Origin of the sequence: Nocardioides marinisabuli, from assembly GCF_013466785.1 — a bacterium.
Classification (GTDB): domain Bacteria; phylum Actinomycetota; class Actinomycetes; order Propionibacteriales; family Nocardioidaceae; genus Nocardioides; species Nocardioides marinisabuli.
Window position 1 is genome coordinate 552224 of record NZ_CP059163.1, and the last position, 19819, is coordinate 572042.

21 protein-coding genes are annotated in these 19819 nt (G+C 69.4%); 7 read left to right on the forward strand and 14 right to left on the reverse strand.

The window, feature by feature from the left end; genetic code table 11:
• Positions 1 to 23: 23 nt before the first annotated feature.
• On the reverse strand, positions 24 to 638 hold the full coding sequence (locus tag H0S66_RS02575; RefSeq protein WP_179613992.1) for a hypothetical protein: 615 nt from the start codon (positions 636 to 638) through the stop codon (positions 24 to 26).
• A 90-nt stretch (positions 639 to 728) separates the two neighbouring features.
• The gene (locus H0S66_RS02580) at positions 729 to 1913 is read right to left on the reverse strand and encodes a SpoIID/LytB domain-containing protein (protein WP_179613993.1); all 1185 of its coding nucleotides are present in this window, start codon (positions 1911 to 1913) and stop codon (positions 729 to 731) included.
• A 372-nt stretch (positions 1914 to 2285) separates the two neighbouring features.
• Here H0S66_RS02580 and H0S66_RS02585 point away from each other — a divergent pair, with 372 nt between their 5' ends.
• Positions 2286 to 2936 (forward strand): hypothetical protein, encoded by a 651-nt coding sequence (locus H0S66_RS02585; protein ID WP_179613994.1) that lies wholly within the window; start codon positions 2286 to 2288, stop codon positions 2934 to 2936.
• Between the two features lie 22 nt (positions 2937 to 2958).
• Here H0S66_RS02585 and H0S66_RS02590 read toward each other — a convergent pair whose 3' ends face one another.
• The 5 genes from H0S66_RS02590 to H0S66_RS02610 all read right to left on the reverse strand — a co-directional run bounded on the left by H0S66_RS02590 (position 2959) and on the right by H0S66_RS02610 (position 7929).
• Entirely contained in the window at positions 2959 to 3444 is a 486-nt protein-coding gene (locus tag H0S66_RS02590; protein ID WP_179613995.1) for a hypothetical protein, read from the reverse strand.
• 26 nt (positions 3445 to 3470) lie between these two features.
• Positions 3471 to 4307: a hypothetical protein gene (locus H0S66_RS02595; RefSeq protein ID WP_179613996.1), complete on the reverse strand. Its 837-nt coding sequence runs from the start codon at positions 4305 to 4307 to the stop codon at positions 3471 to 3473.
• A gap of 202 nt (positions 4308 to 4509) precedes the next feature.
• Positions 4510 to 6225 carry a serine/threonine-protein kinase gene (locus tag H0S66_RS02600; RefSeq protein WP_246305253.1) on the reverse strand — a complete coding sequence of 572 codons (1716 nt, stop codon included), beginning with the start codon at positions 6223 to 6225 and terminating at the stop codon, positions 4510 to 4512.
• 76 nt (positions 6226 to 6301) lie between these two features.
• Positions 6302 to 6823, reverse strand: coding sequence for a HEPN domain-containing protein (locus H0S66_RS02605; RefSeq protein WP_276509485.1), 522 nt, complete (start codon positions 6821 to 6823; stop codon positions 6302 to 6304).
• Positions 6820 to 7929, reverse strand: a complete 1110-nt coding sequence (locus H0S66_RS02610; protein ID WP_179613999.1) for a DUF262 domain-containing protein — start codon at positions 7927 to 7929, stop codon at positions 6820 to 6822. Before H0S66_RS02610 ends, H0S66_RS02605 begins: the two co-directional genes overlap by 4 nt.
• 344 nt (positions 7930 to 8273) lie before the next feature.
• Here H0S66_RS02610 and H0S66_RS02615 point away from each other — a divergent pair, with 344 nt between their 5' ends.
• Positions 8274 to 8513 (forward strand): dihydrofolate reductase family protein, encoded by a 240-nt coding sequence (locus H0S66_RS02615; protein ID WP_246305100.1) that lies wholly within the window; start codon positions 8274 to 8276, stop codon positions 8511 to 8513.
• A 148-nt stretch (positions 8514 to 8661) separates the two neighbouring features.
• On the opposite strand, the gene H0S66_RS02620 is transcribed toward H0S66_RS02615, so the two are convergent.
• Positions 8662 to 9612: a class II glutamine amidotransferase gene (locus H0S66_RS02620; RefSeq protein WP_179614001.1), complete on the reverse strand. Its 951-nt coding sequence runs from the start codon at positions 9610 to 9612 to the stop codon at positions 8662 to 8664.
• A 146-nt stretch (positions 9613 to 9758) separates the two neighbouring features.
• Positions 9759 to 9920 carry a hypothetical protein gene (locus tag H0S66_RS02625; RefSeq protein ID WP_179614002.1) on the reverse strand — a complete coding sequence of 54 codons (162 nt, stop codon included), beginning with the start codon at positions 9918 to 9920 and terminating at the stop codon, positions 9759 to 9761.
• A 252-nt stretch (positions 9921 to 10172) separates the two neighbouring features.
• Between H0S66_RS02625 and gndA the strand changes: the two genes are divergently transcribed.
• Complete coding sequence (gndA, locus tag H0S66_RS02630; RefSeq protein ID WP_218876443.1) at positions 10173 to 11564, forward strand: NADP-dependent phosphogluconate dehydrogenase; 1392 nt, start codon at positions 10173 to 10175, stop codon at positions 11562 to 11564.
• On the opposite strand, the gene H0S66_RS02635 is transcribed toward gndA, so the two are convergent.
• Complete coding sequence (locus tag H0S66_RS02635) at positions 11489 to 12925, reverse strand: pyridoxal phosphate-dependent decarboxylase family protein (protein WP_179614004.1); 1437 nt, start codon at positions 12923 to 12925, stop codon at positions 11489 to 11491. The two genes, gndA and H0S66_RS02635, sit on opposite strands and share 76 nt — an antisense overlap.
• A gap of 9 nt (positions 12926 to 12934) precedes the next feature.
• On the reverse strand, positions 12935 to 13582 hold the full coding sequence (locus tag H0S66_RS02640) for a TetR/AcrR family transcriptional regulator (protein WP_179614005.1): 648 nt from the start codon (positions 13580 to 13582) through the stop codon (positions 12935 to 12937).
• Between the two features lie 94 nt (positions 13583 to 13676).
• Between H0S66_RS02640 and H0S66_RS02645 the strand changes: the two genes are divergently transcribed.
• Together H0S66_RS02645 and H0S66_RS02650 are read left to right on the forward strand one after the other, a co-directional pair.
• Positions 13677 to 14642, forward strand: a complete 966-nt coding sequence (locus tag H0S66_RS02645) for an NAD(P)-dependent alcohol dehydrogenase (protein ID WP_179614006.1) — start codon at positions 13677 to 13679, stop codon at positions 14640 to 14642.
• On the forward strand, positions 14639 to 15385 hold the full coding sequence (locus H0S66_RS02650) for a DUF4386 domain-containing protein (RefSeq protein ID WP_179614007.1): 747 nt from the start codon (positions 14639 to 14641) through the stop codon (positions 15383 to 15385). Before H0S66_RS02645 ends, H0S66_RS02650 begins: the two co-directional genes overlap by 4 nt.
• On the opposite strand, the gene H0S66_RS02655 is transcribed toward H0S66_RS02650, so the two are convergent.
• From H0S66_RS02655 to lpdA, 3 genes are read right to left on the reverse strand one after another with little or no spacing between them, the layout of a single operon-like run.
• Positions 15343 to 15633 (reverse strand): DUF1905 domain-containing protein, encoded by a 291-nt coding sequence (locus H0S66_RS02655; RefSeq protein ID WP_179614008.1) that lies wholly within the window; start codon positions 15631 to 15633, stop codon positions 15343 to 15345. The two genes, H0S66_RS02650 and H0S66_RS02655, sit on opposite strands and share 43 nt — an antisense overlap.
• A 15-nt stretch (positions 15634 to 15648) precedes the next feature.
• Positions 15649 to 17043: an NAD(P)H-quinone dehydrogenase gene (locus H0S66_RS02660; protein ID WP_179614009.1), complete on the reverse strand. Its 1395-nt coding sequence runs from the start codon at positions 17041 to 17043 to the stop codon at positions 15649 to 15651.
• Positions 17044 to 17068: 25 nt separating this feature from the next.
• Positions 17069 to 18472, reverse strand: coding sequence for a dihydrolipoyl dehydrogenase (gene lpdA, locus H0S66_RS02665; RefSeq protein WP_179614010.1), 1404 nt, complete (start codon positions 18470 to 18472; stop codon positions 17069 to 17071).
• Positions 18473 to 18517: 45 nt separating this feature from the next.
• Here lpdA and H0S66_RS02670 point away from each other — a divergent pair, with 45 nt between their 5' ends.
• Both H0S66_RS02670 and H0S66_RS02675 read left to right on the forward strand, forming a co-directional pair.
• On the forward strand, positions 18518 to 18970 hold the full coding sequence (locus tag H0S66_RS02670; RefSeq protein WP_179614011.1) for a gamma-glutamylcyclotransferase family protein: 453 nt from the start codon (positions 18518 to 18520) through the stop codon (positions 18968 to 18970).
• 33 nt (positions 18971 to 19003) lie between these two features.
• On the forward strand, positions 19004 to 19819 hold the full coding sequence (locus H0S66_RS02675) for a purine-nucleoside phosphorylase (protein WP_179614012.1): 816 nt from the start codon (positions 19004 to 19006) through the stop codon (positions 19817 to 19819).

Sequence of the window (19819 nt, forward strand, 5' to 3'; positions counted from 1 at the left end):
CACCCGGCCGAGGGGGCTCCGAGTCAGTCCACCTCGATGACACCGCACAGGGCGGGCATCGAGATCTCGTTGTCGGCAGGGTTGGGCTGGCCGTCGCCGGCTGCGTCGGTGTTGGTCGCCATGTGGTCGTGGTCGAGGTCGACCCCGTGGACCACGATCGCGTACTGGCTCAGGTCGCCCAGCGACTCCAGCGAGTCCCCGTTGTCGCGCTGGGTGTAGCTGCGCCTGTACTTGAGGCGGGTGCCGACGTCGCTCAGGCCGTCGCTCAGCGTGACCTGGACGGGGCCGTAGGCGGGGAGTCCCTCGAGCAGGTCGACGACGCCGTTGCCGTCGGTGTCGAACGAGCTGCCCGGGCACTCGCTCTGGGCCTGGGCCATGCCGTGGATGTGGGCGATGTGGATGCCGTCGTCGAGCCCCTTGGCCTTGAGCTTGACCACCAGCTTCCCGTCGCGCTTGCGGAGCCTGACCCTGCCGTCGCCGTCGGCGTTCACGGGTTCGAGCTCGGCCTCGAAGCGGTCGGCGCGGCCGTGGCCGTCGTCGTCGTGCTCGGTGCGGTCGTGGGCCTGGGCGGTGGCCCCCGCCCCAGCGACAGCCGTGAGCAACGACGCGAGGAGGAGGGAGGTGCTGGAGCGACGCATGGGTCGCCTCCTTGGGATCGAGGGGTTCTCAGCACTCGAAGCAAAGCCGAGCGACCTTGGGCTTTCCTTGCGTCCGCGAGGGCACCAGGGCTACGGCTGGAGACGGAACCAGTCGGAGCGCAGCCCGAACCAGCTGCGGAGCTGGTCGCCGGTCAGGCTGCGGGTGGCGCCGGTGAAGCGCACCTCGACGCGCACCACCCGCCCGCCCCAGGCGCCGTTGCCGTCGCGCGCGACGACCTCGAGGGAGACGAAGCTGCCGGAGCCGGGCCACGCCTTCTCGAGGCCGGTGGCCGTGAGCGTCCTGGTCCACTGCGCATAGGGGTTCCGAGCCTCGGGAGCCGTGTCCCACGGGTCCTCGACGGCCTGCAGGTACTCGAAGGAGCCTGCCCGGGTCCAGCCGCCGTTGCTGGCGGAGAACTGGGTGAAGGCGGGGGCGCCGTCGTGGGTGACGACCTCGCCCGCGGTGGCGGCGACGGCGTCGTCGGAGCCAGGGTGCTCGGCGTCGACTCCGCGGTAGACCTGGCAGGCGGAGGTGTCGCAGAGCTGGTAGTGGCGCCCGACCGGGGCGTGGTCGCGCTCGTACGCCGCATAGGTGCGGGCGGCGACCGCCTGGGCGCGCACCGCGGCGGCAGGCCACAGCGCAGGGACCTCACCGGGGACGACGCCGCGCAGGTAGTCCTCGAAGCCGACGACGTTGACGGTGTCGCGCTGGCGGCCTTCCCCCGTCGAGGCCGAGCGGAGCACGCCGCGGTAGGTGGCGCTGCCGCCGGGCAGGAGCAGGGTGATCGGCTCCTTGGCGAACAGCTCGGCGTCGCCCTCGGGCTTGAGGACGCTGCGCCAGCCGCCGTCGACCTTGGCCTGGACCTTGCTGCGGCCACGGGTCGCGGACGTGATGCGCCAGGTCGTGGCCGTGGGCTCGAGGCGCTTGAGCTTCCAGGTGCGGCCCTCCCCCAGGCTGCGCACCTTGAGCGCCTTGGCGGGGCGCACCTTGACGTCGGAGGTGGTGTCGGCACTGATCAGCACCTCGACGTCGCCACCGACGCTGCCGCGCTGGGTGCCGGGGTAGTAGAAGTCGAGGATCTCGCCGTAGGTGTGCCCCTGGGTGGCGGCCGCCCTGGCGCCGTACTGCGACAGCCCCTTGCCGTGGCCGAAGCCGCGGCCCTCGAGCACCACGTCGGCGGCGCGGTCCTCGCGCTCCCGGGGTTCGGCGGAGGCGGGCGCGGCCACCAGGAGGGTGGCGAGCGGGAGCGCGAGCAGGGCGGCGCGACGAGACATGGGGGGGCCTTCCGAGAACGTGGGTGGGCGCAGCGTACGACGCGCGAGACCCGGCAAAGGTTGTCCTGGGCACGGGGCGGGGCGCAGGCTGGGCCATGGCCACGTAGTCGATCGAGATCGTCACCCTGGAGCCCCAGCCCGCGCTCGCCGTGCGCGGGGCCATCACGCCCGAGGAGATGCCGGCCTTCTTCGGCCGGGCCTTCACCGGCGTGCCGGGCGCCGCCGCGGCGGCGGGGGTGGAGCTCGTCGGGCCCACCGTGGGAGTCCTACCTCAGCGATCCCGAGGCCGAGCCCAACCCGCAGCAGTGGCGGACCCTGGTCTGCTGGCCTGTCGGCGGGCATGGACCGGGTCCGACAGGGTAAAGAGGAGGCATGAGGACACCGTGGAGCGCCCGTCGTGACCGTCGTGAGCGGGAGCTGGTGGCAGCCGAGGAGTTCAGGTCGGCGCGCCGGTTGGCCCGGGAGGACGTGACCGTGCTCGGCGAGCAGGTCGCCGAGCTCGACGTCGACCTCGCGGGCTCGCAGGGCCACGAGGTGCGTGACTTCCACCAGGAGGCGCTCGACGCCTACGCGGCCGCGGCGGCGTCGCTGGAGGCGGCGAGCACCGTCGAGGAGGTCGGCGCCGTCGAGGAGGTCCTCAACCGGGGGCGCTACGCGCGGGCGGCGGTGCTGGCCCTGCGCGCCGGCGAACCGCTGCCGGAGCGTCGCGGCCCCTGCTTCTTCAACCCCCAGCACGGCCCGGCGGTCACGACGGTGGCGTGGACGCCCCCGCACGGCTCCGAGCGCGAGGTCGAGGTCTGCCGCAACGACGCGCTGCGCCTCGACGACGGCGAGGCGCCCGACGTGCGCCAGGTGCGCGTCGGCGACCGCTACGTGCCCTGGTACGCCGCCGACGACGCGGCGATCCACTCGTGGAGCTCGGTGTCCAACGCCTCCACCTCCGGCTGGTTGACCAGCGTCGCCAAGGCCGAGGCCGGCACCCGGGCCGGGGTGTCACAGGCCGGGATGATCGGTCGCCAGTAGCGGGGCGCCCTCGGGATGCTCGTCAGGCGGCGTGGTCGATGCGGCGGGTGCCGGTGTGGTCGACGAGGTAGAGCGCGCCGTAGGGGTCGAGCCACACGAACACGCCGGGGTAGGGCTGCTTGACCCGCATGTGCCCGTGGGTCTTGACGCGGTGGTGGATGGTGGTCATCGGCCCGTAGTTCCCGACCTCGCTCGCACCCCCGGCGTCCCCGGGTGCCCAGGGGTCGGTGTGGTCGACCTGCATGCTGTTGCTGGTGCAGGAGGAGAAGGGGAACACGTCGGCCGGCGAGATCACCCGCACGGCCCGTCTATGTCGGGCCGGGATCTCGTAGGCATCGACCGGCACCTGCCCCAACGGGTCCAGCACCGGGCGGATCGTGAACCGGGCGTGGGGTCCGAGGACGTCGCGGACCCATTCGCGGGTCACCGGACCGTGGCCCTCCACGCGCCCGATCGGCGGCAGCGGTGCGCCGGCATCGGCGATGGAGCGGCCGTCGAGGTGGACCACGATCTCTGCCCTAGGTGCCAGACCGGTCAGGTCCAGGTCGTCGGGCGCGTGTCGGGGTTGGCGAGCATCAGCACGGCCAGCACCCGCCGCTCATCAGCGCTCACCGCCGTGGGGGCCTGGTCGGGTTGCTCCTCCCCCACCGGCTGGCGCAGGACCTCGGCGGCATGGGGGTCATCGGGGAGCTGCTCGCGCAGCCGCTCCGCGACGGCGCTGATGGCGGTGTCGAGCTGCTCGATCACCGGGATCGGGGCGCGGATCAGGAACGAGGCCATCCCGTGCTCAGGTGTCCCGATCTTCTTCGCGAACGTCGCCCGCCGGGCACGTTCCTCCTTCTCCCGCGCCAGCTCCGGTGCCGCGGCAGCGACCTTGCCGACCACGAGTGCCTCGAACCGGGTCCAGGTGATCCGACCGTCCGCGGACTCCGCGACCTCCGCATCCACCCAGCCGGCCTCGAGGGCGTCGAGCTCGCGGGTCTTGGTCACCACGAACCGGGCATAGGAGGCACGGACCTCACCGGCCAGCACCCGCCCCCACAACACCGGGTGACGGTCCTGCAGGTCCTGGGCGTCAGCGATCAACGCCGCGGCCGCATAGGTGCTGCGACCGATCCGCGCCCCCAGCAGCGACGCCGCGAACTCACTGACCGGCCGCGTGCCCGCACCGCCGTACTGCTTGGCCTGCTCCCGCCCCGGCTTGGCGGACTCGGTCGGGTCGAGCTTGTGGTCCGGGTCGTTGAGCACCGCCCACCGGTAGGCCACCACCAGCATCTGCACCTCCGCCTGCTGCGCAGTGGTCGCGAGCGCGGCAGCGGTGTCGAGGACAGCGTCCTCCGACATCTCCCCCACCACCGGCTTCCCGAGCATGAGACCACTCAAGCACTAGGCACCGACAATCACGTCGTACGCTTCCGACCTGCACAACAGGCCGCAGCGGCGTCCATGCCGCTGCCGGGATTGGCGACCCATTCCGCCCAGAAGGACGCGCAGCCACCCAGCCGGGACAAAATCTGGGGTAATGCCGAGTGTGTACCTGGGGAACGCTCATCGGATCTGCCGCTTCGGATGGTCATATGTCTCGGAGACCGAGAACCTTGGCGAGGGTGTTGCAGACGTCGAAACTCGAATTCAATGTGATGCGCGTGATTCCGCCTGCCACCGTCACATCACGCAGAATGTCCTTCACGTCGGCCTCAAATAAGGATTGCGGTGTTGCCCGCGCAAGACAGTGCTTCCGAAATCGCTGGTACTCGCCGGGCGAGCGGAACATGACGGACCACCATTCGTCGCCAGTCTTTTTAACGGAGACGTTCCACGACTCTGTCAACGAGTTTAGGACTGCCTCGGGATCCATCGCGTAATGTGGTTGAAGGAAAAGTTCAGGATTGTCCGAATTATTAGCGAAAGTATCTGACCTGCCCCAATCAATCTGAATGTGGTCTGCGACGTCGCCGACACCCGTAATCGAAGGCACGTTCATCGCGAGGTACTTGACGATCCACAAGATCGGAGCACCGAGCAAGTTTTCCCGCACCTCGGACACGATCTGACGAGCGTCAGCCAGGAGCTCTTCGCAATGGTAGTCCGCGCACGACGCGAATGTCTTCAGGATGCGCCCACTCAGATCGTGAGCCCGCGGCAGTGGGTGCTCCCGTACCAAAGTGCGTGCCTGGTCATACAAGAATCCGTGGCGTGGGTCGCTAGTTGGATCCAGCGACGTGTACAGGTCGTCACGCGCGTAGACGTTGCTTTCATAGTAAAACTTGCGCTGGCACAGCTCGAATAATCGCGATTGAATGCACAGGTTCAAGAGGAGGGCGTCTGCGTTATAGCCCAAACGCATATGCCAGTTCCCGTTGTACCGCCTGATCTCGTCAGGCGTCTTGGTCGCGATGAGTCGTATCGCGTACCAAACGTCCTCACCGGCCTGCTCAAATACCGCGTCGATGTCGTCAACGCCATCGTGCGCCCCGTCATCGTTTAGACGAAATTGCTCAACAATTCCGCCAATTTCCTTCATTCTCATTGCCCGCGAGAACCGGATTTCGGTCAGAAAGTCGGCGACCGCGGGTCGGTTTCCGGGGACCTGCGCCAACATGCTCGCGACGATGGGGTCGAGGTAGGACAAACTCGGATAGGATGACTCGATGAGTCGATAACTTGACCCCGCGGGAATCTCGCGAGTGAAGCATTCGTTGACGATCAGTCCGAGTGCATAGACATCAGCCTCCTGTCCCACGTTGCGGGCGTCTTGACCCCTCCGCTGTTCGGGGGCTCGGTAGTCCCGATTTCCGATCAGTTCGCTCGCTGCCGTCAGCGTGGAGTCCGCGAAGTGGGCGATTCCAAAGTCTGCTAAGGTCGCCGACGCGCCATTGATGAGCACGTTCTCCGGCTTGACGTCACGATGCGCGATTCCGCGCGCATGAGCGAACTGCAAGGCGTCGGCAATTTGTTGCACATAGTCGAGCAACGTCTCGACGTCCGTCTGCCCTCGATCGATCACGTCTCGAAGAGATTCCGGGTAGAAAGGCATTATGTAGAAGGGGCGCTCTTCGTGCACGCCTCTCCCAACAACGGGGGCGATATGGTCGTGGCCACAGCCACTCTGAAACGAAGCTTCGCGGTCGAACCGCTCGGCTCGCCTCTGGTCGCCCCTGACTTTGAGTATCTTCACGGCCCAGCATTGCCCATCTGCGTCGGCAAGCCAGACGTCTCCTGAGCCGCCGCCACCCACGGTCTTCCGCAGCTCGTAGGCAATGCCGTCGCATGTAAACGATCGCCCCATCTTCACGACAACCCACTCTCCTCGATTGTCGCGTGACCTGCCTCTAGGCAAAGGCGTGGGCCCAAAGGGGTTCGCCCTACTCCGCTGATCGATGGCTCGCCTGAGCCAAGGGGACAAACATGTCCGCTAGAAGACCGACGGTTTGCTCGGCGATCTCGTGGTATTGCCTTAGGAGGCTCCCGGAAACAGTGGACGATCCACCATGCGCGAGAGAGTGTCGGGCGCCAATCAAATTCGTCAGCGTCTGGCGACGCTCATCTGTTGACAGGAACGCTGTCAATCTCTCCCGCCACTCATCGTCAAAACTCCCCACGAGTTGCTCGAGTTTGGCTGGGTTCAGGTTGGAGAATCGTGCTGCCTGCCGCTGACCAAACTTTAGTACTCGATGGGAGCTGTTTTCTTCAAGGTAGCCGTTCACCATGTGCTCGAAACTCTTCTCGATAAATCCGCTCAACTGGATTACTGTGAGCCTAGTCAAATACCCCCTGAGGACTAGGTCATCTTGCTCCTCTGCACGCAGCATGACCTCGTCGATCTCCCGAAGCCGCGCGCGTATTTCTGCACGTCGATCGACGTATCGGGTCCTGCGTCCGTTCATAACTTTCCAAAGGCCGCCCTGGCAGCCGCCAGCCGTGTCTCAACTGAGTCCTCGTTGGCTGTTGCCTGCGTCACTGCATCCAGGAAGGACTCCTGTTTGAGCAGGGTGTCGTATGCCATAGCCCAAGCTCGAGCAGGGACAGTCGACGACGAGCCCGCAGCGATCCGCTCCATGACACCCACGAAGACAGAGTCGAGAATGGCCGCGTTCACCTGTGTGCGGAGTCGGAAGGCTCTCCGGCCGATAGCCTCCGCCAAAATTCGAGCACTCTGCTCGAATAGATTCTCTACAGCGGCTAGGTCGATATAGTCTCCTTGACGATGCTTGCCGAGGAAGTCGTTCAAAAAGGTCTTGAGCGGTGAATAATAATTCGACGACTCAAGATACAGGGCGACAACGCGCAGGATCAGTTCTTGATCCTTTAATCGGTCACTTCGCTTGCCGTAGAGGAGACGCCAATGCTCGTTGTTGTTTAAACTCCGCACGGTCTCCACGAGCTTGCCGCCATAGAGCGCTACCCGGATTTCATGTGGTTGCAAGTTCGTGCCACCCGAGTTGAGTCGCTCAAAAATCTGGTAGACACTCTCGTAGTCGGCGACGGATTGCGGAACGCGGATGATGATCGCTTGAATAAAGGTGTCGTCAAGCGTGCGACGGACGTCGTCCGGGAGTGTGTTATAAGTCAGTCCTTTAAGTTCGTCATCGACGTTCTCAATCTTAAACTTGCCGGCGTAAAAACCCGCCAAGGTGGTGAGCCGCTGCTGACCATCCAGTACTAGGTACTTCTTGCCGGGTTGCTCTACCAAGAAGATGCCGGGCACCGGGAACCCAAGCAACAAAGACTCAATGAAGCGATCCATCTGAGCGCGTCGCCAGACACGCCCCCTCTGGAAGCCCTGCGCGTTCGGGTCCGGGAGGTCCAAGCTAGGATCAAATGACGGCACTATAATCGCGCCGTCGTTGTAGCGACGCACGAGGCCATGGACGTCGAACTCAGTTCCGAAGTACGAAACCGCGACAGCAGACGGGGCGACCGCATCTACTTCGTCGACGTCCTCGACGATCGTGTCGTCCGCAATCACTGGGGCCGAAGCGGGCTGAGTCATGGGCGCATCCTAGGACGATTGCCGCATGTCGGTGGCACCGGTTGATCGAAAGGGGTCGGGTCTCCAATTCTGCGTCTGCACGAACGAAGCCGGATCGGACTTGCCCAGTTCCGCCGCGGACGTCCACCACCACCATGATCCCCGAATGACGCCGTCAGCCGCAGTTGTCGCAGATGCCGGTGGCAGGGATAGGCATGGAGCAACTCGGGCAGATGTTTGGGGCCGTGTCTTCCCTTCTGACTCGTGCCATCGGGGTGTGTCACTGAGGGTTGATGTTGAGCGCGTCCAGGATCGCCTCGGCGTCTGGGGTGATGGGGTCCTCGTCGACGTGTTCGTGGCCGGCGATGCGGACCGTGATCTGCTGGATCGGGGACGTCCGTCTCGGCGGCGGCGCCACCACCGTTCGGCAGTTCCTCGACGCCGGACTCATCGACACGCTCCACGTGGCGGTGGCGCCGGTCGAGCTGGGCGCCGGCACTCCGCTCTGGGACTCTCCCGACGAGCTGCTCGACCGCTACCACCGTGACGTCGTCGCCGGTGAGGACGGTGTGGCGCACCACCTGTTCTGGCGCGAGCTGCCCTGACCGGCGTACGCCGAGCGCCTACGCCGACTTAGCGAACGGCAGCAGCAGGTCGGCCGCCTGCTGGGGCTGCGCCAGCGCCAACGAATGGCCGGCGTCCTAGCCGCCTGACCTGCGGAGACGCCTGCATGCGACTCCGGCGCCAGCGCGTCTACACCTTCAACGTCCTGACGGTTTTGGTGACGCGCTCGCCCCGGTTCTCCAGGAAAACGATCTCGCCGAACTCGAGGTGCGACCAGCCGTCGTCACTGTCCGTCAGGGGCTCGGAGGCGAAGATGGCGGCCGTCGCCTCCTCCTCGGAACGCACCTCGAAGTCGTACGACGTCTCGTCGTGCTGGAAGTTGCGACCCAGCTGCAGGTACATCGGCTCCAAGAGCATCGAGAGAGCGAAGTCGCTCGTGCCCGGGCCGGCTTCGCGCAGCTCTCTCCAGTCCCCGACCGGGTTGGTCTCGCCCTGGTGTCCGAGGCCGACATTGACGCCGATGATCCGGTTCGGCGACACCAGGGCCAGCTTCAACTTGGTCAGGCCCGCGAGGTCGAGCTGCTTCATCGCTCGGGCGATGAGCTGGAGCATCTCCTCGATCGCACGTTGGACCTCCTCGTCGCTGTCGCCCTCCATCAGGGAGAGCAGGAGCACGTAGAGAAACTCCGTGTCAGTAGTGCCCCGCATCTGCTTCAGGTACTTGTCCTCACAGTGCTCCAGCAGCTCCCGCTGGAGCAGCACCCAGTTCGGCAGGTCACCGTTCTGGGCGAGAGTCCATGGGGTCCCCTCGACGGAGAAGGGGTGGCAGTTCTCGTCGGCCAGCACGGTCCTCGAGTTGTAGGCGGCTGCTCGGACATGAGCGAGCATCGTGCTGGCCTGGAGGCTGGGGATGATGCGGTCGGCGTTGTCGTCGTAGAAGGCAGCCATCGGCCGGCGGTAGATGAAGGGCTTTTCCGGCTTGAGCAGGTGCTCGCTCCAGGCCCCGAACCCCCACCCTGCCAGCTGGAGCTCCGGGTGACGCTCCGGGTCGAGGGACTGGTTGATCAGGCTGTTCTCCGGCCTGAGCAGCAGGCTCTCCAGAGGTGTCTCCGGTCCGATGTAGGCGAGTACTCGGCACATACGCTTCCTTCGCTCACACGTCGGTGTCCGGCGATCACTGCGACCGCGAGCGCGCCAGCCTAACGGCCCGGCGGCGGCCCCGTCCGGCGTAGACGCTCACTCCGGGTCTCGGACCACGGCGGCGGATGGTCGGACGTCGGCTGTGCTCAGCTGCCTCCGAACGTCCCGGCGCCGTAGTTCCCGGCACTGCCGGTGGGCGGGTAGTCGTGCTTCTGGCAGCGTCGGCACCGGCGGAACCGGCCGGTCCCGTCCTCCGAGCTGACCTTCTCCCAGTCGTGCAGCGACAACAGGCAGCGCAGCGTCCTCATCGCGCCCTCCTCCGACCAGCACATGGTGCACGTCGGCGATGAACGGACAGGGAAATCCACGGTGCCCCGCGATCCCCACCGACCGGGGCTGCCTCTGACCCACCCCTCGGGGCGGCCGGTGCGCTGGGACGGCGGCATACCGTCGGACCCAGCGCCAGCACCGACCACCGAGGAGCACCTGTGAGCGACGACGAGCAGACCACCGGCCAGAGCACCGACCGGGCCACCATCGGTGTCATCGGGCTGGCGGTGATGGGCTCCAACCTCGCCCGCAACCTGGCCTCCCGCGAGGGCATCACGGTCGCGGTCCACAACCGCACCACCGCGAAGACCGACGCCCTGGTCGAGGAGCACCCCGAGGCGGGCTTCGTGGCCGCCGAGACCCTCGACGACTTCGTCGCCTCCCTGGCCACGCCCCGTACGGCGATCATCATGGTGCAGGCGGGCGCCGGCACCGACGCCGTCATCGAGCAGCTCGCGGAGCGCTTCGAGGAGGGCGACATCATCGTCGACGGCGGCAACGCCGACTTCCACGACACGATCCGCCGCGAGGAGGAGCTGCGCGAGCGCGGCATCCACTTCGTGGGCTGCGGCATCTCCGGCGGCGAGGAGGGCGCGCTCAACGGCCCCTCCCTGATGCCCGGTGGGTCGAAGGAGGCCTGGGAGGCCATCGCGCCCGCGCTGCGCTCGATCGCCGCCGTGGCGCAGGACGAGCCCTGCGTCACCCACGTCGGCAGCGACGGCGCCGGCCACTTCGTGAAGATGGTCCACAACGGCATCGAGTACGCCGACATGCAGCTGATCGCCGAGTCCTACGACCTGCTGCGCCGCATCGGCGGGCACGACCCCGCCTCGCTCGCCGACGTGTACGCCGAGTGGAACGAGGGCGACCTCGAGTCCTACCTGATCGAGATCACCGCCGAGGTGCTGCGCCAGGCGGACGCCGAGACCGGCGAGCCGTTGGTCGACGCGATCCTCGACCAGGCCGGCTCCAAGGGCACCGGTGTCTGGACGGTGCAGAACGCCACCGGTCTCGGCGTGCCGACCACCGCGATCGGTGAGGCCGTCTTCGCGCGGGCCCTGTCGTCGTCCGCCGAGCACCGCGACGCGGTCCGCCAGACCTTCACCGACCGCCCCGACCTCCCGGAGGCACCCGAGGGGTTCGAGGACGACGTCCGCTCGGCGCTCTACACCTCCAAGGTGGTCGCCTACGCCCAGGGCTTCGACCTGATCAGGGCCGGGGCCGAGGAGCACGGCTGGGACATCGACCTCGGCGCGGTCGCCCGCATCTGGCGCGGCGGGTGCATCATCCGGGCCCGGTTCCTCGACCGGATCGCCGAGGCCTACGACGACGACCCGTCGCTGGTCACCCTGCTCGCCCACCCCTACTTCGCCGACGCCGTGCGCGACGGCGAGGCCGCCTGGCGCCGCGTCGTCGCGCTCGCCGTCACCGCAGGCGTCCCCGTGCCCGCGTTCGGCTCCGCGCTGGCGTCGTACGACGCGCTGGCCTCCGAGCGGCTGCCCGCGGCGCTGATCCAGGCCCAGCGCGACTTCTTCGGCGCCCACACCTACCGGCGCACCGACCGCGACGGCGTCTTCCACACGCTCTGGTCGGGCGACCGCTCCGAGGTCTCCGCCGACTGACCGCTCACGGCACGCCGCACGGCCTCGACCGTGCGGCGCACGTCGTCCTCGGTGGTGGCGGCGTTCGACACGGACACCCGGATGACGGGGCGGCCCCGCCAGAGCGACGGGGACATCCAGACCTCACCCGACCTCGTGAGGGTCGCGCAGACCTCCTCGACCCGGCCGTCGTCGAGGCCGAGGCAGACCTGGGTGTAGACCACGTCGTTGAGCACCTCGACGCCCGGCAGGCCGGCCAGCCCGTCGGCGAGGTGCCGGGCGCACGCCGCCAGCCGCTCGACCTGCTCGGCGGCACCCTCGCGACCCAGTGAGCGCAGCGCGGCCCACACCGGCACGCCGCGGGCCCGGCGGGAGAGCTCGGGCACCCTCTCGAAGGGGTTGCCCGGCCCGGGGGCGTCGGGGAGGTAGCTCGCGTGCACGCCCATCGCGCTGCGCATCGCCAGCGGGTCCCGCACGACGACGATGCCGCAGTCGTAGGTGACGTTGAGGGTCTTGTGCGCGTCGGTCGCCCACGAGTCGGCCGCCTCGACCCCGGCCGCGAGGTGGGCCAGCCGGGGCGTCGCCCGCGCCCACAGCCCGAACGCGCCGTCGACGTGCACCCACGCGCCGCGGTCGTGGGCCGCGGAGACGAGGTCGGGGAAGGCGTCGAAGGCCCCGGAGTGCAGGTTGCCGGCCTGGAGGCAGACGACCAGCGGCTCGCCGTCCGGTACGTCGCGCAGCGCGGCCGCCAGGGCCGCAGGGTCCATCCGCCCCTGGCTGTCGGCCGCCACCGCGGTCGGCGCGCCCAGGCCCAGGTAGCGCAGCGCCAGGTCGACGGTGTCGTGCCGCTCGGCGCCCACCAGCACGTGCACCCGGGGCGCACCGGTCAGTCCGTCGCGGTGCACGTCCCACCCGACCCGGTCGAGCACGGCGAAGCGCGCGGCCGCGAGACCCGTGAAGTTGGCCATCGTCGCGCCGGTCACGAAGCCGACGTCGGCCCCGCGCGGCAGGTCGAGCAGCTCCAGCAACCAGTCGCCCGCGACCTCCTCGAGCACCGCGGTGGCCGGCATCGCGTCGCGCAGCCCGGCGTTCTGGTCCCAGGCGCTCACCAGCCAGTCGGCACCGAGCGCGGCCGGCAGGGTGCCGCCCATCACCCAGCCGAAGAACCGGCCGGACTGGATGTTCAGCAGCCCGGGAGCCGCGCCCGTCGCGAGCTCGTCGACCACCGTGACCGGGTCGGCGCCCCGCTCGGGCAGCGGCCCCCCGAAGGTCGCCAGCATCTCCTCGAGCCCGGCGCTCGGCCCGACCGGGTGCTCGGGGGCACCGGCACGCCACTCCCGCGCGTGCGCCAGCGCCCGCTGCAGCACCGCGTCGTCGGACATCTCGTCAGACTAGGACTCCTCGAGACGGGCCGCGAGCCCGTCGAGCACCAGCTCCAGCCCGACCTCGAACTCGTCCCCGAAGTCGTAGCCGGGCCGCAGGGCGTGCTCGAGGGTGAACTCGCGGAAGTACGGCAGCTGCCCCTCGGGCAGGGCGGTGAGGATCTGCCGGCCGAGCTCGGCGAGGTCCTCCTCGCCGTCGAAGGCCAGGCTGAGCTCCTGGACGAGGAAGCCGTAGAGGTGGGCGTCGAGGACCGCGAAGGCGTGGCCGGTCAGCGCGAGCGAGAAGCCGGCCTCGCGCAGGCAGCCGAGCACCGCGTCGTGGTGGCGCAGGGTCTCGAAGCCGGCGTTGCGGCGCGAGTCCATCATCCCCACCGCCCACGGGTGCTTCTTGCAGACCGCACGCGCCGAGTGGTGGCGCGCGCGCATCTCCTCGCGCCAGGGCCCGCCCACCTCGGGGGCGTGGAACTCGGCGAAGACCGCGTCGACCATGCCGTCGAGCAGGTCCTCCTTGTTGGCGACGTGGTGGTAGAGCGACATCGCCTCCACCCCCAGCCGCTTGCCGACCGCGCGCATCGACAGCGCGGCGACGCCCTCGGCGTCCGCCAGCCCCACGGCCGCCGCCACGATGCCCGCCCGCGTCAGGCCGCTCCTGCCCATCCGTCCTCCGTACCCGATCTGGTCGTTGACCGAACTTACACCGTAAGTCTAGCGTTGGATCCGCAACCTTACGTCGTAAGAAAGGACGATCCCGATGCGTGCCATCACGCAGCACCGCTACGGCGGCACCGAGACCCTGCAGCTCACCGAGATCGAGACCCCCACCCCAGGACCCGACGAGGTGCTCGTGCGGGTGCGCGCCGCCGGGGTCGACCGCGGCACCTGGCACCTGATGGCCGGGCGCCCGTACGCCGTGCGCCTGGCCTTCGGGCTGCGCCGCCCCGAGTTCCCCGTTGCCGGCCGCGACGTCGCCGGCGTCGTCGACCGGGTCGGCGCCGACGTGACCACGTTCGCGATCGGCGACGAGGTGATCGGCACCGCCGACGGCTCGTACGCCGACTTCGCGGTCGTCCCCGTCACCCGCCTGGCCCGCAAGCCCGCCAGCCTCTCCTTCGAGGAGGCAGCGATCCTGCCGGTCTCCGGCGCCACCGCCCTCCAGGCCGTCCGCCGCGCCGGCGTCGAGGCCGGCGACCGGGTGCTGGTCATCGGCGCCTCCGGCGGCGTCGGCTCGTACGCCGTGCAGGTCGCCGCCGCGCGCGGCGCCGAGGTCACCGGGGTCGCCAGCGGCACCAAGGCCGACCTGGTCCGCTCCCTCGGCGCGACCCGCGTCATCGACCACACCCGCGAGGAGATCGACGCAGCCGGCGGGCGGTGGGACGTGATCATCGATGTCGCCGGGCTGCGCCCCCTCTCGCTGCTGCGCCGCTGCCTGGAGCCGGACGGCACGCTCGTCATCGTGGGCGGCGAGGGCGGTGACCGCTGGCTCGGCGGCACCCACCGCCAGCTCGCTGCGCTCGCCCTGAACCCCTTCACCCGCCAGCGGCTCACCGCCCTGATGAGCAAGGAGACCGCGGCCGACTTCGCCGAGCTGGCCGACCTGGCCGACCGGGGCGGGCTGCGACCGGTGCTGGAGCGCACCTACGCCCTCGGCGAGGCCGCCAAGGCCATCGACCACCTCGTCGCCGGCCACGTGCGCGGCAAGGTCGCGGTGTCCCTGTGAACGCGCCCACGACCCCTCCCCGCACCGCCGCGGGCTGGGCGGCGGTCTCGTACGCGCTGCTCTTCGTGCTGGCGGTCCTCGCCAACTTCCTCGCCCTCGGCAGCGTCCTCGAGCCCGGCGACGCCCCTGGCACCGCGGCCGCCCTGGTCGAGCACGAGACCTCGCTGCGGCTCGGGGCGGTGGCGTTCCTGGCCGTCTTCCTGCTCGACGTGCTGATCGCGTGGGCGCTGCTGGTCCTGCTGCGGGCGGTCCAGCCCGACCTCGCCCTGCTCGCGGCCTGGTTCCGGCTGACCTACACGGTGCTGCTGGGCGCCTCGTTGGTGGCGCTGTTCGTGGCCCTCGAGCTGGTCGAGACCCCGGGGGCGAGCGACAGCTCGGTGCTGCTGGCCCTGCAGTCCTTCGACTTCCTGTGGGTCGTGGGGCTCTCGGCCTTCGGCGTGCACCTGGTGCTCGTCGGGCTCCTGCTGCTGCGAGCCACCGGCGCCCCCCGCCCGCTGGTTTGGCTGCTCGTCGTCGCCGGCACGGCGTACGCCGCCGACACCGTCGCCCACCTGGTCCTCAGCGACTACGAGGCGTACGCCGACCTGATGCTCGCGGTCGTCGCGGTGCCCTCGGTCGTGGCCGAGCTGTGGTTCACGGTCTGGCTGGCCCTGGTGGCCACCGGTCGGCGTCCGGCGCCTTCGGCGCGAGGCACTGGCGACTACGCCGAGCGCACCACGTCGAGCCGGAGCCTGACGGTCTGACCCGGCTCGACCCCGGCCGCCCGGCGTACCGCGACCTTGAGCGGCACCAGGTAGCGGCCCTCCCGGGGGAACAGGGCGGTGCGGAACTCGACGTCGCCCAGGCGGACCAGCACCGGGACCTGGCCCCAGTACTCCACGCCCTTCGCCGCCTCCTTGAGGTCCTCGGAGTCCTCGGGGGAGACCTGCAGGAAGTAGAACGGCGCCGGGCCGCGCCACTCCACGACGGGGCCCTCGAGCTCGAACTCCACCCAGGCCCCCGGGCGTCAGACCCGGTGCAGCCGGCGGGCGGCCTCGGCGATCGAGCCGCTCATGGAGGGATAGACGGTGAAGGTCTGGGCCAGCTGGTCGGCGGTGATCGACTCGGCCACGGCCAGCGCGACGGGGTGGATGAGCTCGCTGGCGCGCGGGCCGACCACGCTGCCACCCACGACGATGCCGGTGCCGGGGCGGCAGATGAGCTTGATGAAGCCGTCGCGGACCCCCTGCATCTTGGCCCGCGGGTTGCCGCCGAGCGGCAGCATCACGACCTCCGCCTGGATCTCGCCGTTGTCGACGGCCTGCTGGGTCCAGCCGACGGTGGCGATCTCGGGGGCGGTGAAGACGTTGGAGGAGACCTTCTTGAGGTCGAGCGGGTGCACGGTGTCGCCGAGGAAGTGCCACATCGCGATCCGGCCCTGCATCGCGGCCACCGAGGCGAGCATCAGCACGCCGGTGCAGTCGCCGGCGGCGTAGACGCCGCGCGCCGAGGTGCGCGAGACCCGGTCGACGTTGACGAAGCCGCCGTCCTTGAGCACGACCCCGGACTCCTCGAGCCCGAGGTCGGCGGTGTTGGGCACCGAGCCGAGCGCCAGGATGCAGTGCGAGCCCTGCACGGTGCGCCCGTCGGTGAGGGTGACGGTCACGACGTCGCCGTCGCGGGTCACCGACTCCATCCGGGACTTCGAGAGCACCTTCATGCCTCGGCGCTCGGAGACCTCCTGCAGCACCAGGGAGGCGTCGGCGTCCTCGCCGGGCAGGACCCGGTCGCGCGAGGAGACCAGGGTGACCGGCACCCCGAGGGCGAGGTAGGCGCTGGCGAACTCGGCACCGGTGACACCGGAGCCGACCACGATCAGCTCCTCGGGCAGCTCGTCGAGGTCGTAGACCTGCTCCCAGGTCAGGATGCGCTCCCCGTCGGGCTGCGCGGTGGGCAGCACCCGGGGTGCGGCACCGGTGGCGATGAGCACGGCGTCGGCCTCGAGGACCGACTCGGCGCCCTCGGCGTCGGTGACCACGACCCGGTCGGGGCCGTCGAGGCGCCCGCGGCCCACGACCAGCTCGACCCCGTCGCGCTCGAGGCGGCGGCGGATGTCGTCGGACTGGTCGGCGGCCAGCGCCTTGACCCGCCGGTTGACCCGGCCCAGGTCGACCTTGATGGCGGTCGCCGCGTCACCCTGCGGGTCGTTGAAGGTGATGCCGAGCTCGGCGGCCTCGGCCACCTCGCTCATCACCTCGCTGGTGGCGATCAGGGTCTTGCTGGGCACGCAGTCGGTCAGCACGGCCGAGCCGCCCAACCCGTCGGTGTCGACGATGGTGACCTGCGCCCCCAGCTGTGCGGCCACGTGCGCCGCCTCGTACCCGCCGGGGCCTCCCCCGACGATGACGACCTTGTCGCTCATCTGTTCCTTCCGCGCGTGGTGGGTGTCAGAGGTTGATCATGTGGCCGGCGATCCCCTCGACGGCCTCCTTCATCGCCTCCGACAGGGTCGGGTGCGCGAAGACGTTGCGGGCGACCTCGTCGGCGGTGAGGTCCCACTTCTGCGCCAGCGTCAGCGCCGGCAGCAGCTCGGTGACCTCGGGGCCGATCATGTGGGCGCCGATGATCTCGTTGTGCTCGGCGTCGGCGACGATCTTGACGAACCCGACGCCCTCGGCCATGCCGCGGGCCTTGCCGTTGGCCGAGAACGGGAACTGCGCGGTCTTGACGTCGTAGCCCTTCTCCTTCGCCTGCTCCTCGGAGTAGCCGAAGGAGGCGATCTGGGGCTGGCAGAAGGTGGCGCGCGGGATCATGTCGAAGTCGATCTCGACGGTCTCGGCGCCGGCGATGGTCTCGGCGGCGATGACACCCATCGACTCGGCGGTGTGGGCCAGCATCAGCTTGCCGGTGACGTCACCGATCGCCCAGACGCCGTCGACGTTGGTGCGCCCGCGCGCGTCGACCGCGATCGCGCCGCGCTCGGTGAGCTCGACGCCGGTCGCGTCGAGGCCGAAGCCCTCGACGCGGGGCGCGAAGCCGATCGCCTGCATGACCTTGTCGGCCTCGAGCACCTGCTCCTCGCCGTCCTTGGTGACGGTGACCTTCACCTTCTCGCCGGAGTCGTCGATCTTCTCGACCTTGGTCGAGAGCATGACGTCGACGCCGAGCTTCTTGTACTGCTTGAGCAGCTCCTTGGACACGTCGGCGTCCTCGGTAGGCACCATCCGGTCGAGGAACTCGACGATCGTCACCTTCACGCCGAAGTTGACCATCACGTAGGCGAACTCGACGCCGATGGCGCCGGAGCCGGCGATGATGATCGAGCCGGGCAGCTGGTCGGTGAGGATCTGCTCCTCGTAGGTGACCACACGCTCGCTGAGCTCGGTGCCGGGGATCAGCCGGGTCTTCGCACCGGTGGCGATGATCAGGTCGTCGCAGGTGTGGGAGGTGGTGTTGCCGTCGGCGTCCTTGACGTCGATGCCGTGCTTGCCGTCGGTGGTGCCGGTCAGGGTGCCCCAGCCGTCGACCTCGGTGATCTTGTTCTTCTTCATCAGGTAGTGCACGCCCTTGGCGCTGGCCTCGGCGACCTTGCGGCTGCGCGCGTGGGTCGGGCCGAAGGCCATCGTGGCGTCGCCCTCGATGCCGAAGGTCTTCTTCTCGTGCGTGATGAGGTGGGAGATCTCGGCGTTGCGCAGGAGGGCCTTGGAGGGGATGCAGCCGACGTTGAGGCACACACCGCCCCAGTACTTCTCCTCCACGACCGCCACCGACTTGCCGAGCTGAGCAGCTCGGATCGCCGCGACGTAGCCTCCGGGGCCGGCACCAAGAACGAGAACATCGAAGTGGGTCACGCCCCCACCCTAATGCCGATCGCCGACGGTCTAGCCTTCGGTGTCGTGACGCTCTACGCCGCTTACGGGACCAACCTCGATCCGGGCCGCATGGGCGAGCGCTGCCCGCACTCCCCGCTGCGCACCACCGGCTGGCTCGGGGGCTGGCGTCTCACCTTCGGGGGTGAGGAGCACGGCTGGGACGGCGCGCTGCCCACCCTCGTGCAGGACCCCTTCGAGCAGGTCTTCGTCGCGCTCTACGACGTGACCCGCGAGGACGAGAAGCTCCTGGACTCGCTGGAGTCGGCCGACTCGGGCCTCTACCGCAAGACCAAGGTGCGGGTCTCGACCATGACGGGCGAGGAGGTCGCCTGGACCTACGTCCTCGACGCCTACGAGGGCGGCCTGCCCTCGGCGCTGCACCTGGGCGTCCTCGCCGACGCCGCCGAGGCGGCCGACGCCCCCGCCGACTACGTCGCGGCACTGCGGCGCCGGCCGTGTCGTTCCACCGGCCTCTGACGTACGCGGCCCCCCAGCGTCTAGAGTCGCGGCGTGAATCACAGCGCCGCACCCACAGCCACGCCGTACGAGCTCGCGCAGGAGGCCGCCCAGCGCCTCGCGGAGCTGACCGGCGTCGAGCGCCACGACGTCGCCCTCGTGCTCGGCTCGGGCTGGCTGCCCGCCGTCGACGCCCTGGGCGAGGCGACGGCCGAGATCGAGACCACCGACCTGCCCGGCTTCAGCGCGGCGGCCGTGGCCGGCCACTCCGGCAGGATCCGGTCGGTGCGCCAGGGCGAGCGCAACCTGCTGGTCTTCCTCTCCCGCACCCACTACTACGAGGGCCGCGGCGTCGAGGCGGTCGTGCACCCGGTGCGCACCGCGGCCGCCGCGGGCTGCTCGACGATCGTGCTGACCAACGGCTGCGGCGGCCTCAACCCGGCGTGGACGCCGGGCACCCCGGTCCTGATCAAGGACCACCTCAACCTCACCGCCCGCTCCCCGATCGTCGGCGCGACCTTCGTCGACCTCACCGACCTGTACTCCGCCCGCCTGCGGGCGCTGTGCCGCGAGGTCGACGAGACCCTCGACGAGGGCGTCTACGCCCAGTTCCCCGGCCCCCACTACGAGACCCCGGCCGAGGTGCGGATGGCCGGCGTGCTCGGCGCCGACCTCGTCGGCATGTCGACCACGCTCGAGGCGATCGCGGCCCGCGAGGCCGGGATGGAGGTCCTCGGCATCAGCCTGGTCACCAACCTGGCAGCCGGCATCAGCGACCAGCCCCTGGACCACCAGGAGGTCATCGAGGCCGGGCGCGCCGCGGCGGAGCGGATGGGCGGCCTCCTGGGCCGCATCGTCCCGCGGGTCTGA